The sequence below is a fragment of the Streptomyces sp. NBC_00996 genome (assembly GCF_045162675.1).
GTDB lineage: Bacteria > Actinomycetota > Actinomycetes > Streptomycetales > Streptomycetaceae > Streptomyces.
This window is the reverse complement of record NZ_CP108723.1, coordinates 5,716,096-5,730,026: the sequence shown is the minus strand read 5'-3', so window position 1 is coordinate 5,730,026 and position 13,931 is coordinate 5,716,096. Positions and strand designations below refer to the sequence as shown.

Genomic DNA, 13,931 nt, shown 5'->3' with positions numbered 1-13,931 from the left:
CTCAGAAGTTGATCGGGAATCGGCGGGGGCGGGTACCCGTCGCGCGGGCGTAGGCGTTGGCGACGGCACCCGCCGCCGCGGGGACGCCGAGTTCGCCCGCCCCGCCGGGGTCCCGCCGGGAGGGCATGATGTGCGCCTCGAAGTGCAGCGGAGCGTGCCGCTGGCAGGCGTAGTGGAAGTCGGCGAAGCTGCCCTCGCGGACGGCGCCCCGGTCGATGTGCAGGCCCGCCTGCAGCACGGTGGAGATGCCGTCGGCGGCGGTGCCCATGAGCTGGGCCTCCAGCCCGCGCGGATTGACGGCCGTTCCGACGTCGGCCGCCATGACCACCTTGGTCACCCGGGGCTTCTTCGGGTCGGTGGCGTCGATCTCGACCAGACAGGCCACGCAGGAGCCGTACTCCTCGTGGACGGCCACGCCCTGGGCCTGGCCGGCCGGCATGGTCCGGCCCCAGTCCCCGGCGCTCGCGACCTTGTCGAGCACGGCCTTGACCGTCTTGCTCCTGAGCGTCGCACGCCGGAACGCGACCGGGTCCTCGCCCAGGCTCCCCGCGACCTCGTCGACGACGATCTCCTCCGCGGTGCGCATCGTCCCGGAGTCCACCGAGCGCCAGGCGCCGAGGGGCATCGCCAGCTCCACCCCGCCCGAGTCCCCGGAGACGCGCCCGAAGTTGTACAGGCCACTGTCGCTGGGCAGCGGGTCCGCCGCCCGGAAGCCGGAAACGGCGCCGGTGACGCCGCCCTGGGCGGCCGGGCCCTCCTGCTCATAGGACTCGTTCACCGAGGCCATCATGTGGGTGAAGGCCACCACCCTGCCGCCCGCGTGGCTGGCGCGGATCCGGTGGTGACTGGCCGGGCGCATCCTGCCGTGCCGGATGTCGTCGTTGCGGCTCCACATCAGTTTCACCGGCCGGTGCGCCGCCTTGGAGATCAGGGCCGCCTCGATCGCCGCGTCGAAGTTGAGCCGCCGTCCGAACGAGCCGCCGCCCCGCGTGACATGGACCCGTACCTTGGACGCCGACAGCCCCACCGCCGAGGCGATGCTGTCGCGCGCGTCCATCGGCGTCTGGGAGGAGAACCAGAGCTCGGCACGGTCGGCGCGCACGTCCGCGACCGCGGTGAGCACCTCCATCGGGGCATGGCTGACGAACGCGAACTCGAACTCGCCCGTCACCTGCCTCGTTCCGAGCAGCGGCGTCCCCAGCGCGGGAACGGCGGCCCGCAGCCGGGACCGGATGGCCGCGTCGGACAGGGCCGCGAGCGGCCCCGGGGCCCAGGTGATCCGCAGGGCGTCCCTGGCCTTGAAGGCGTGGTGGAAGGATTCCGCCACCACGGCCACGCCACCGGCGATCCTGACGACCGCGTGGACGCCCGGCAGGGCACGGGCCGCCCGGTCGTCGACCGAGACCAGCTTCCCGCCGAGCGTCGGCGGCCGCGCCACCACGGTGGGCTTCGCTCCGGCCACCGCCAGGTCCCCGGCGTACTTCGCCTTGCCGGTGACGATGTCCCGCGCGTCGATCCGCGTCGTCGGCCGCCCGATCACCCGGTGCTCGGACGCCGGCTTGGGCCGGGTCGACACGGCGGGCCGGTGGATCTTGGCGGCGCTCTCGGTCAGCGACCCGAAGGTGGCCGTACGCCCGTCGGGGGCGATCACCATCGTGTCCCGGGTACGCAGCAGCCGCGGCGACAGATGCCAGCGCCGCGCGGCCGCGGTCACCAGCTTCGCGCGCGCGGTGGCGGCCAGCTCGCGGGCAGGGCCGTACAGCGAACCGACCGAGTTGGAGCCGCCGGTGTACTGGTTCCCCTTGGCCCGGGCCTCGGCGAGCGGGATCTGGACGTCGGCGAGCCGGGCGTCGAGCTCCTCGGCGATCATCATGGCGACCGCGGTCGTGATGCCCTGGCCGACCTCGACGCGCGGCAGCCGGACGACCACCTTGTTGGCCGCGGTGACCTCCAGGACCAGCATCTCCTCGTCGGTGCCTGTCACCAGGACGCCGGACGGGGTGCGGACGCCCGCCGCGGTGGGCTCGACGCCCTCCGCCGAGGATCCGTCGCAGCCGAGCGGCGCCGCGACGGTCAGGGTGGACGCCGCCAGCGTGTAGACCATGAACCTGCGGCGGGACAACTGACGGGCCACCAGACAGTCCTCTCCGAGCACCCGGGTTGGTTCGACTGTTCTCTAGGAGGGGCCAGTCCTCTTCCGGGTTGCGTACCCGGAGAGTTGATGTGAACTCGCACGCCGCCCTCCGCTCACCCGAAGGTGTGCTTCGGTGTGCGGCCGGTGCCCGTTTCAGTCCGTGCGGAAGCCGGCCTTCACCTGGTCGAAGACGGGGCGGTACTTGTCCCAACTGGCCTCCGGCGCCGAGAGGTAGATGTCGTACTCCCTGCCGCCCTCCTGCCCGAAGCCCAGGTCGATGGCGCGGAACGCCCGTACCCGCCCCTTGAAGGTGAACTCCCAGACCGCCGCGGCCTTGCCCCGAAACGTGGTCCGCTCCATCCGGATCTTCCGGTATGTCGCGTAGTTGAGCTTGGTGTTCGCCTCGATGTTCTTGAAGTGCGACTCGGGATTCGGGCCCGCGGGGTCCACCGTGCCGATGGTGAGTTCCACCAGGCGGGACGGGTCGGTGTATTTGACCTGCTCGGAGCTCGGATTGCCGCGCTTCCAGCCGTCCGGGACGGGATAGGAGGCGCCCAGCGTCTTGTCCTCGACGAGGTGAAATCCCTTGGGGACGTGCGTGGATATGGGCGTGGACGCGGGCGTGGACGTGGACGTGGACGCCGCCTCGGTGCCGTGCGTGCGCGAACCGCTGTCGCGGTGCGCCATGTACAGCCCGCCCGCGACGGCCGCGCCCGCGGCGGTCACGGCGACCGCGCTCAGGAGGAGCCCGCGACGCTTGCGACGGCCGCCCTTGTCCTTGTTCCTGCGGCGACCGCTGCCATCGTTGTCGACGGGCGCGGGATCCGACGGCCGCGTGGACAGGGAACGCGTCGGTGCCGGCTGCGACAAGGGCTGCGTCTGCATCTGCGTCGGAGCCTGCGACGTCACCACCCGCAGCGCCCGCTCCGTCTCCTCCATCGACGGCCGCTCCGCCGGATCCTTGGCCAGCAGGGCCTCGATGAGGAGTTCGAGGGCCCCGGCCTGCTTCATGGGGGCAAGCGGGTCGACGACGATGGCGTACGCCGTCTCGACGGCCGTGTCCTTGCGGAACGGGGGTCGTCCCTCGACGGACTGGTACAGCGTCGCGCCCAGCGCCCACAGGTCCGCGGCGGGACCGGAGTTCCGGCCCTTCATCCGCTCGGGGGCGATGTAGTCGATCGACCCGACGATCTCGCCGGTCTTCGTCAGCGTCGAGGTGCCGCTCGTCATCGCGATGCCGAAGTCGGTGAGCACGACGCGGCCGTCGGCACCCAGCAGTACGTTGCCGGGCTTGACGTCGCGGTGCAGCACCCCGGCCGTGTGCGCGGCACGCAGCGCGGCGATCATGCCGAGGCCGATGCGGGCGGCCTCGGCGGGCGCGAGGAGCTCGTCGCTCTTGAGCAGCGCGTCGAGGGTGGTCGAGGGGACGTACTCCATGACGATGCAGGGCAGGCCCTGGTCGTCCACGACGTCATGGACGACTACCACGTTGGGGTGGGCGATACGGGCGGCGCTGCGCGCCTCGCGGCGGGTGCGCTCGTAGAGGGTGGCGAGCTCGTCGTCGGTCAGATGCGGCTGGACGTGCAGCCGTTTCAGGGCGACCTGGCGGCTCAGCACCTCGTCCTCGGCGCGCCATACGGTGCCCATGCCACCGCGGCCGATGTGGTCGATCAACCGGTAGCGCCCGGCGACCAGCCGCCCCTCGTCCGACACTGCGCGCCCCTCGCCGACGTTCCTGGCTGTCCTGGTGGTCTTTCCTGGTGTTCGATGCGCATCTACACGCAGCGACACCATAGTCGCCGCGGCTTTCGGGGACTGCGGCGCAGGCCGTGCGGAAGGCCGGCCCGGGCCGTCAGTCGGCCATAACCAGGCACCTTCACGTGTCTGCGGTGATGGCTGCCGGTGGAGCGGCGTCCTGGGAAGCGGGCCGACTCAGGGAGGTGGGACGCGGTGCGGGAAGGTCCGGCTGGAACCGCCCCCACAGGGAGTTGGCCACGAAATGGAGGAAATTGACGGTCACGATGGCGGGAGCGACGATCGCGACCGCCTCGGGAAACATCGGTTGGAGCGACAGGGCAAGAATGACGGCGGTCACTCCGTTCTGCTGGCCCAGGGCCAACGAGACACGGTCCACCCGGTCCAACCTACGAGCCAGCACCGTACCCACCGCGATCTGCGCACCGTACGCCGCCGCGCCCAGCGCCAGGCCGTAGGCCACATCGATACCCCCGACCAGGAGCAACCCCAGCGTGAAGGCCGCTGCCAGGTAGGCCCCCTGCGTGACCCGGCCGATCTGCCGCTGGAGCGCCGGGGGCCGGAAGAACAGCCCGACGACGGCGATGCCGAGCATGAGGGTGAACGCGGCGGCCACCACGAGCAGGACGAGTACGGCCACCGCCTGCACCGTGCGGACCCCCAGTGACGGGTCCCCGGTCCCCGTACGCCGCCGCACACCACGCAGCACCAGCCACACGGCCGCGGCCCCGGCCACCAGCGCGGCGTTCCACCCCAGCTGCGCCGCGTAGTCCAGCAGATCGCGGCCGGACATGGCCGCCATGCCGCCCGTGCCGGGGGAGCCGTGCAGGGCGCGCAGGGCGATGGGCGCGGTGTAGGCGGTCAGCAGCACCGTGACCGGGTCGTCGAAGGAGGCCCAGACGGACAGGACCGTCCTCCCGCGCGGGGTCATCCGGGAGGAGTCACGCAAAGCGGCGACGGACAACGGGTCGATCTGCGCGACCGCGACGGCGAGGATCAGGTACGCGGGATCGTCCAGCACCCACCAGAGGACCAGGGCGATCAGCGCGGCCTTGGCCACCACTCCGACGGTCACGGCGAGCAGCAGGAGTCTCAGATCCTCGCTCGCCTCACGCAGCGAGATCCCGGAGGTGCTGCCGTACAGCCCGACGGCCAGGAGCAGCATGGTGAAGAAGAGATAGAGCGGGGAACCGCTGAGGTCCCCGGTCCCGGCACCGGCCCCGGTCGCCCAGCCGACCCCGATGATGCCGCACAGGATCCAGAGGTGTTTCGTGGCTCCGAGAAAGCCCCGGAGGACCGTGCCCGATGCCATGGGAATCACCCCCCGTCCGACACTTTGATCACCGCCGCACCGATGACTTTAGAGTTCTCCCGCCCATCAGGACCCGAGAACAGGTAATTGTGCCGTAAAGCGAGCAGAAACCCGCTCATTGAGAGAGCACGCGACCAGCCACTCCGTCAATTACGGTTGCCATCACCTTCTTTGAGGAGGTGACGTACCGAATTACATAGCATATTCATGCGAAGATCCGCATGGAACACGCGGTCCTGGTGCAGCGTCACGCCGAGCAGAAAAGGACCGTCCCCCGCGGCGAAATAGTAAAGCGCCCCTTCGTCCACATCGAGCACCGTCCGGGTCAGCCGTCCCGGCAGCACCGCTTTCAGCGAGTGGTCCAGCCGAGCCACGACGAAGGGCAGTCTGCGCGCGATGTCCTGGTAGCGATCACGGCGCCCCGGTCGGCTTATGTTGCGGAAGTAGGGTGCCAGCGTGGCCAGTTCGAGGACGTCGGCGGAGAGGAACCCGCAGGCGGGGTCGACGTAGGCCGCGTAGTGGAGATCCTCGGCGGACAGCGCCGAGATGCACGCCTCGCGCACTCGGGCCGAATTCGGCCCGAGGATACCGAACCGTTCGAAGTGGAGCGCGTCCTTGGTCGTGGACGGCCCGGGAACCGCCGCGGATCCGGGCCGCGGCCCCTCCTCGGACTTCTGCGTGTCCTCCTCGAACCCGCCGTAGTTCAGACCGCGTTGCCGCAGCAGCTCGCCGAACCGGGTGGCGAGTCCGGCCATGGCCCGGTCGCCCGACTCGTCGTTGTCCCGCCCCAGCGAGACACCTGTCAGATACTCGCCCGGCCGAACGTAGTAATGGAAGACCGATGCTTCACCCAGGCGCAGTACGGTCCGGATCAGCCGTCCGCTCTCCACCGGGCGCAGCGCCCGGTCCATCCGCCCCAGCAGGAAGTTCAGCTGCCGGCCCACACGGATGTAGAGCTCGCGGCTGGATCTGGTGTCCGTGCCGGCCGGGAGCGAGCCCGCCTGCCACAGGCCGTCCAGGATGTCCACCGAGTAGTTGTAGACCCCGCGGTGATAGGCGGCCACATGGTGCAGCCCGTCGGGGCGCAGCGTCTGCGCGCACATGGTGATGAACTCGTCGCTGTCGGCAGTGACATGAGCGGCTCTGTGGTGCGCGGGAGTCATGACCGAGGCGCTCCCCGCCGGGGCATCGGAGCGGCTGTCGTCCGCGGTGTCCATCACTCCCCCTCAGGTGATGTCGAAGTCGAAGCCGGTGCGGAACAGGTCTGGTTCGAGTGCCTCCATGCCCTGGCACAGCGCGGACTCGAAGGGACTCTGCGGGCCGGACAGCTTTCCGTGTGCGAGCGTCTGCGCGGCCCTGGGGTCGTACGGCAGATCCATGATGCTTCTCAAAGCCAGTGTGCCCTCTGAATGCGTTCCTCCAACAGAGAATTCCGGACTATGCCGGGTGAATTCCGCGCACTGTCCGGCGAGTTGCGTACTCTGCCGAGTGGCCTGCGGACTCTGTCCGGGTGTGTTCGCGACGTATCCGATGGTCTTGGACAGCAGGCCCGAGGCATCGAGGCGCTCGACGAGCCGCACGGTGTCCGGGTGGGAACGGGCGTCCGCACGGCCCACCACGAAGACGTACTCGACGGTCTCGCAGATTCTCCGGGTCAGCGGCCCCCAGCCCGGTCCGCAGTCCACCAGCAGGCAACCGGCGAGGTCCGCCAGCAGCTCCACCGCCCGACCCGTGATCTCCGACAGATCCGGCAGCGACGCCAGAGCCGTACTGCCCGGTGCCCGCATCGCAAGCAGTGACATGTCGCCGCTGCGTCCATCGGGAGAGCGGAGTTCCTGCAGCCGTTGCTCGACCGAGCGGTCCCGCAGGGCGACATGCCGGTCCAAGGCGAAGCCGGGCAGTCCACCGCCGTCACCGGCGCCCGTGCCCATCCCGTACTCATCACCGGTTCCCACGGCGTGCCAGGCGCCGAGCAGCGCGGTGAGCCCTGCGGTTCGCACATCCGCGTCCATAAGGATCACGTTCTGTCCCTTGGGCCCGGTCTCGGCGTCGATCAGCGCCCCGGCGGCGGCGGTGACCAGCGTCGCGCCCTCACCCGGGCGCGCGGAGACCACGGCCGCCGACCAGGGCCTGCCCAGCTCTCTCTCCGGCCTTCGCACCACTGCCGACCTCCTTGCCACGCCCCACGACCACCGCACTGTCCGTCGCCCGTCCGGCTCCGGTCAGATGTACGGCAGGTCGATGTCGATCTCGATGCGCTCCGCTCCCGGGGCTGCCCCGGTGTCCCGCACCCGGGCCTCGCTGTCCTGGAGATTCGTCGCCGCGAAGCCCGTCAGCGGGTGCTCGGCCCCGCATCGGACGCTCAGCCGCTCATACGTACGACGATCCATCTCCAAGGCTTCCGTCGACTCCCCGGAGAACACCAGGGCGTTGGCGTGGTCGAGCGCCGCGATGAGAGTCAGCGGATGATCCGATCCGAGCGTCTCGCACAGGCCCCGCCAGCCCGCCTCGCTGAGCTCCAGCGCGCCGTCGACCCGACCCGCCGAGCGCCGACAGAGGGCCAGGTTCACTTGACTGATCCGTCGGAAGGGATGGTCCTCCCCCCAACTCTCGAACCGTTCCAGGGCGTCCTCCGCGAGTCGGCAGGCCTCTCGCCCCTCCCCCAGCAGCCGCAGATCCGCCGCGAGCGCCAACTGCCCGGCCAGCTGCTCGTGGTGCCCCGGGCCTGCGTAGGACAGCCAGCCCGCCACCGCGTCCGAGTCGTACTTGCGCGCCGCGCCTATCTGGTCCAGGTCATCGCATGCCGTGCGCCGCAGAGTCGCCGCGAGACCACGGGCCGCGCGGAGCGTCGCCGGATCGGCCTCCCCGAAGCGCTTCTCCGCCTCGTTGAAGGCCTGCCGCAGCAGCAGCAGCGAGGTCTCGTAGTCCCCGGATTCCCGGTAGCGGATGCCGAGTTGGGTGGCCGCGCTCCATGTCATCTCGTGCTCCACACCGAGCACCCCACGGCAGCGCTCGTACGTCTCCCGGTGCAGGTCCAGCGCCTCCGCCGTCATACCCACCATGGCCAGCGACAGCGCGAGATTGCCCGTCGCCATCAGGGTGTACGGGTTGTCGGGGCCGAACACCTCGGTGAGGATGTCGGCGGTCGACTGGTCCTCGGCGAAGGCCTCCTGGACATGGCCGAGCGCGCGCAGCTCGGCACCCCGCCCGGTCGCGCTGCGCAGGGTGTACGGGTGGTCGAGGCCCAGCGTGGTGCGCAGCCGCTCCAGTGCCCTGCGGTTGATCTCCTCGGACTCGACGAAGCGGCCCGCGTCACGGTGGATGTTGCCCAGTTCCACGTTCAGCCGAAGCAGGAGTACGTCGTCGGTCCGCTCCACGGGGCCGTGCCGCTCGTTCCACTTGTCGCGCAGCCGCTCGGCGAGACTCTGCGCCGAGTCGAGGCGTCGCGCCAGGCGGCGGTATCGCACCTGGTTGACCAGCCAGCGCCGCACCTCGTCGTCATCGCTGTGCACAGCACCCGACGGGTCGACGTGCTGGTCGAGTTCGGCGAAGACAGGGGCATGGGTCGGGTCGTCGACTTCCGTGTCGCGCGGCGAGAGAGAGGCCAGAATCCGCTGGGCCGCCCGACGCGACTCCTGGAACTCGGCGTCCGACAGCCCGCTCCTCAGGAAGGTCAGGCCCATCGGGTCGCCCACCACGCGCTTGGTTCCGTAGTCGACGCGGGCCAGCGCGCGCTCCGACAGTGCGCGGAACGCCAGCCCCGCCGTCGTAGCCGTGAGCGGGTCGCTGCCCAGCGAGCTCAACCACTCCAGTGCGGCCTGGCAGCGCAGTACGTCGGTCTTCCCGTCGATCGACACGCCGTTCGGCGCCATGTGGGCGAGCAGACGCAGGAACCCCTCCGCGACGGGGCGCGCCACCCGAAGCGACTCCATCGACACCGACCAGGTGGCATGGGCCGCCGCCGGATAACCTGCGCCTCGGCCCGGAGCCGCGCGCCTGGGCCCGGCACCCGCGGACTGGTTGCACATCGCCTCGCGATAGCGGTCGGCCGCCTCCCGACGCGGCAGCCCGCTGGCCTTGAGCCAGGCGGCCGCCTGTTCGACGGTCTGCGGAAGACGGCCCGACACGGCGAGGATGTCATCGGCCTGTTTGTCGCGGAGCCCGGGGAAGTGACGGCGCAGCTGCCCACGCGCCTCGTCCTCGGTCGGCACACCGACCTCGTGCTGCCGTCCCGTGACGCTCCAGTCGTCGGTCTCCGACGTGATCAGCACATGGCTGCTGCCACCGCTGGGCAGCAGACCCTCCAGGTCCGAGGGCCGGCGTACGTTGTCGTAGACGAGCAGGAACCTGTGGTAGTCGGCGTGACCGCCGGCCAGTGCCCGCAGCGTGTCCTGCACGGCGCCGGGGGCAGTGGCTTTCGTCACCCCCAACTCTTCGCCGAACCCGGCCAGTTCGACCGCCACGTTTTCGGCGCTGTCGGCCCTGATCCACCGGATGGCGTCGTAGTCCGCCGCGAAGCGGTACGCGAACTCCAGGGCGATCTGGCTCTTCCCGACGCCCAGCGGACCGGTGAGGACCGCGGGCATCGCCGGACGACCGGGCGGGAACCCGTCGCGCAACAGCCCGATATGCGTCTCCCTGCCCTGGAAGATCGCGTTACGCTGCGGGATGTTGTTCCAGAGCCTGGGGGTCCGGCCCGGGAAGCGCGCCCCGCCGGACGACCGGTCGCTCGGCTGGTTCCGCTGCTCCGCCGGCTGCTCTCCCTGGGCGAAGTGCGCCAGCAACAACGCCTGCGCGTCCGCCTCGTCCAGTTCCTGCAGACGTGGTCCCCGCAGGTCGGCGATGGGCGGCCTGACCAACGCCTCCTCGACACGTACGGGCACGATCGACCCGGTGCGCTCGCCCGAGCCGAGGCGGCCGCCGTCGCGCAGATGCTGGTCGATGACGGCGTCGAGGGCGGGTTCGGACTGGAGCGCCGGAGAGACCACGAGGATCGTGAACGTCGGCTTCGCGCTCGCCCGGCCCGTTTCCGCCCGCCAGTCGCCGGCCGTCTCGCAGCTGATGCCGACGCGTGCCAGCACGGACCGAATCCAGTCGGCCCACTGACGGTCGCGCGGCGCGTAGACGATCCGGGCCGTGCGCCGGTCGGATGTCCTGACCTCGGCGAAGCGGTCGGCGAACTGGAGACGGATGTTCTCCTTCACCGGCCGGGCCTCGGTCACCCGTCCGCGGCTGATCTCCTCGGCGATACGAACGTAGGCGGTGAGCTGGGGCGAGGCCGAACCGGGCAGCAGGGTGAAGGGGACGAGCACTTCCTCGTAGGCGAAGGCCGGGTTGTGCAGTACCTCGACCTGCCCCCAGTACTCCTCCAGAGATCCCCTGGTCAGTGGGCCGACCAAGCCGGCGAACCGCCCCTGGATGTAACTCCTGCGCCGCCTGCCCTTGCTCGGGTCGAAATGTTCGACGCGCATCGGCACCGGGAGGATGCGAATGTCCCGCTGGGTCTCGCGGGCCTGCTGATGGACCTGCCGGGCGACGCTCGCGGTGCCTTCGATCGACTGGTTGCTGAGGTTGAAGCCCGCGACGACGACATCGGGCAGCCAGAGCGTGCAGATGCTCGCGTTGTCCGAGTGGCCGGTACGGCTGTCGATGAGCACATAGTCGTACGGCCCCTGCCGCAGCCGCTCGCGCAGCGTCTGAACGAACTGCTTGCCCCGGTGCTGCTGATAGAACGAGGCCCAGTCGAAGAGGGCCACATCCGTGCTGTACGACTCGTTCTGCACACCGGGCCCGAGAAATTCGATGGACCCGGGCGGCTGGAAGTGGCTCCATCGCAGGGTGTCACGGTGCTGCAGGACGTCGGTGTGCTGCTGGAGCAGTTCCTGGAGCCGGCGCTCGAACTCCGCCTCGTCAAGTCCTTCCGCCTCGACCAGGTTCAGGACGCCTCTCCCGTAGCCCTGGACCATGTCCACCACCCCGGGGGTGCGGGCCAGTTCCGGGTCGTTCAGGAACGGACGCAGAAAGCGGTGCAGGCCCGGGGACTCCAGGTCCCAGTCCACGACAAGCACTCTGCAACCCTGGCCGGCGAGGATCCAGGCCACATTGGCGAGGGCCATGGTGCGGCCCACTCCGCCCTTGTACGAGTAGAAGGTGACGATGGTCGCCGGTTCATGGGCGGCCTCGGCGCCGGGGGGCTCCGGCTCCACGCTGCTCATTGATGCTGCTCCACGTGTTCACTCAGCCATGCGGGCCGCGGAGGATGGGGCGTTCGCCTTCCCCCGGGGATGAGAACCACGATCTGGTGCGGGGAGGCGAGTCCGGCCGTTCAAGCGCGGCTCCGATCGAAGCCGTGTCCTGTGGCGAACCGGTGCGCCTGTTGTGCCACGGTACCGGCACGGGCGCAAGGTGCATATCCCAGGAGGCGAGCGACGTACGGGACATAGACCTGAATGAGGTGAGGTAGCCGACATCACGAGCCGTCATCGTGGGTGGTGAGCGGTCCGCGGCGGTCAGCACCCGGTCGGCGACACTGCGCAGCACCTTGATGTATCCGCCCCGCGCGGCAGGGTCGCGAAGCAACTGACTGATGCTGCGCCGCGGATAGTCGCTGCCCGTCGATTCGGACTGACGGGCGGTCTCCTCGGCCAGCCGCACCGGTAAACCGATCGTGTTCCACACCACCCCCACGGGAGCCACTGAGGCCTCGCCCGTGCGGTGCAGTCGCCAACTCATGCGTTCGTCGAACACGGCCAGATCGTAGGTGCAGGGCGGGGAGTGGAAGTACTCCTGCGAGTAGAGGACTATGAGAGAACGACAGTTCATGGCAGGGGTGTTGGGTGGTGGGCCGACGCCGACGTCCAGTCCCCGGTAGTCGGCAAGCGCTCCGTCGAATCTGGGATCACGTCCCAGCCTGCCGCGGATCTCGGCCTGGAGATCCGCCCGAAAATGCTCAACGTCCTGTCGGCCACTGCCGCTCACAGCATGGCTGATGAAGAAGTACGGGACCATGCCTCGCCCCCCGTTCCCGCCCCTGGGTCCCCCGGATCATTCTCTGATCAGTGCAACGGTTCTACATCGGCAGGCATCCCCATGATAGGGAGAATCCCTTCCTCTGTAACCGCCTTGTGACAGTCCTTTGCAAGAGCGAGAAGAGTGCCGGTGACACGGTCGCGTACGTGCTCGATCAGAGCGCGTAGATCCGCGCAGTAGCACGAGGGGTTGTCGAAGCCGTTCTCCGGCCGGTACCGATGCGCACGCAGACCTCCGCCGCAGACGTCCACGACAGCGCAGCTCCGGCACTGTGCGCACAGTCCGGCGACTCCCTCTCGCTCTGCGGCGAAGCCGGGATGGGCACTCGCCTCGTCGAAACCGTGCGCATCGATGTGGTAGCCGGTGTGGGCGGCGCCCTCGTGCACCGCCTTGAGGACGTCGTTCTGCTCGATGCTCCCGTCCGGCTGCACCACCACCACATCCGAGCCGAGCGCCCCCCACATCTCGCTGGTGCCGGCCCCGCCGAGATGCAGATCGACGAGCGAATCGAAGAGCCGTACCGGGACCTCCCGCACCGGCGCGTCGTACCAGCGGTCGAACGCGGCGGCCAACCAGCGCGCGTACGGAACCTCCTGCGCCGCGGGCAGACCCGGCGGCGGGAACTGCCAGGTGCCGAGCGGCATCAGCAGATCCAGCGAGGGAGGTTCGTGCGCCAGCAGGGCCTCATAGGTGTCCACCGGGTCTTCGGCGATGTCCACCGTGCACAGCAGACCGCCGTACAGCGAGCGGTAGTCGGAGTCGCGCAACAGCTCCAGGGCTCGTACGACATCCGCATGAGTGCCCTTGCCCGAGTGATGGCGGCGTCGGCGGTCGTGGGCCTCGCGGGTGCCGTCCAGGCTGACCCCGACACGGATGCCCCACTGCCGGAACAGGTCCAGGAAACGCCGGTCCAGCAGCGCGCCGTTGGTCTGCACGACGAGGACGAGCTCCGTGTCCAGCCCCCTCCACGCACTGTGCAGCGCCTCGGCGAAGCGGCCGATCCTGCGCGGTCCGGCGAGCAGCGGTTCACCACCGTGCAGCATCACCCGTGCCTCAGGGGGCCGGTGGCGTCGCACATGCTCCGCGATCCGCCGCGTCGTCCGCTCCATGACCGCGAGCGGCATCATCCGGGGCTGGGCCGACCAGCCGCTGTCCCGGAGCCCGTAGACATAGCAGTCGGGGCAGGCGAAGTTGCACCTGCTGTGGAGCTTGACGACGAACTGCGAGAATGCGGATGAGTCACGGAGCACACCTGTTGCCGACTCACACCGCACTGTGCCACCTGGGAGCTGCGGTCTTCCCCGATGACGTCGCTGACGCCTCCCCCGATGTACCGCCCCCGCGGGCACGCTGCCTCAGCAGGGCTTCCACCATCGCGGAACGCGGCATCCGCTCCAGACGTTCGACGGACACCAGGTCCGCCAACACGTGTAACTCGCCCAGCGTTCGGGAGGTGCCACTCCCGGTGTCGTTCTGCATCACGCCCAGGCCCCCATTCCCCCCGCGTCCCCGCCCCCGAAGCGATCGGACGGGTCACAGACCCTGCTACAGTCCGGGACTCGTGAGCCGTCGGCGAATATCACCCCGTACGCCTGACGTGTGCCCGTACGCCTGACTTGCGCGCCCGTCAGGCTCCTTACCACTGTACCCAGCACGGTCAAGGAAGCCTATCCTCGGTTAACGGGGGTCCACCGGACCGAC

8 protein-coding genes are annotated in these 13,931 nt (G+C 69.7%); all 8 read right to left on the bottom strand.

Features of this window, described 5'->3' with window-relative positions; genetic code table 11:
• Nucleotide 1: 1 nt before the first annotated feature.
• The 8 genes from OG390_RS26910 to OG390_RS26875 all read right to left on the bottom strand — a co-directional run bounded on the left by OG390_RS26910 (nt 2) and on the right by OG390_RS26875 (nt 13,480).
• Nucleotides 2-2,104 (bottom strand): molybdopterin cofactor-binding domain-containing protein, encoded by a 2,103-nt coding sequence (locus OG390_RS26910; protein WP_406177872.1) that lies wholly within the window; start codon nt 2,102-2,104, stop codon nt 2-4.
• Between the two features lie 183 nt (nt 2,105-2,287).
• Complete coding sequence (locus tag OG390_RS26905) at nt 2,288-3,847, bottom strand: serine/threonine-protein kinase (protein WP_406171774.1); 1,560 nt, start codon at nt 3,845-3,847, stop codon at nt 2,288-2,290.
• Between the two features lie 163 nt (nt 3,848-4,010).
• Nucleotides 4,011-5,201, bottom strand: coding sequence for a hypothetical protein (locus tag OG390_RS26900; RefSeq protein ID WP_406171772.1), 1,191 nt, complete (start codon nt 5,199-5,201; stop codon nt 4,011-4,013).
• A 146-nt stretch (nt 5,202-5,347) separates the two neighbouring features.
• Entirely contained in the window at nt 5,348-6,418 is a 1,071-nt protein-coding gene (locus OG390_RS26895) for a hypothetical protein (protein WP_406171770.1), read from the bottom strand.
• A 9-nt stretch (nt 6,419-6,427) separates the two neighbouring features.
• Nucleotides 6,428-7,363 (bottom strand): hypothetical protein, encoded by a 936-nt coding sequence (locus tag OG390_RS26890; protein ID WP_406171768.1) that lies wholly within the window; start codon nt 7,361-7,363, stop codon nt 6,428-6,430.
• 60 nt (nt 7,364-7,423) lie between these two features.
• Nucleotides 7,424-11,416: an FxSxx-COOH system tetratricopeptide repeat protein gene (gene fxsT / locus OG390_RS26885; RefSeq protein ID WP_406171766.1), complete on the bottom strand. Its 3,993-nt coding sequence runs from the start codon at nt 11,414-11,416 to the stop codon at nt 7,424-7,426.
• Nucleotides 11,417-11,438: 22 nt separating this feature from the next.
• Nucleotides 11,439-12,209, bottom strand: a complete 771-nt coding sequence (locus OG390_RS26880) for a hypothetical protein (RefSeq protein ID WP_406171764.1) — start codon at nt 12,207-12,209, stop codon at nt 11,439-11,441.
• A 47-nt stretch (nt 12,210-12,256) separates the two neighbouring features.
• Nucleotides 12,257-13,480 (bottom strand): FxsB family cyclophane-forming radical SAM/SPASM peptide maturase, encoded by a 1,224-nt coding sequence (locus OG390_RS26875; protein ID WP_406171762.1) that lies wholly within the window; start codon nt 13,478-13,480, stop codon nt 12,257-12,259.
• Between the last annotated feature and the right edge of the window lie 451 nt (nt 13,481-13,931).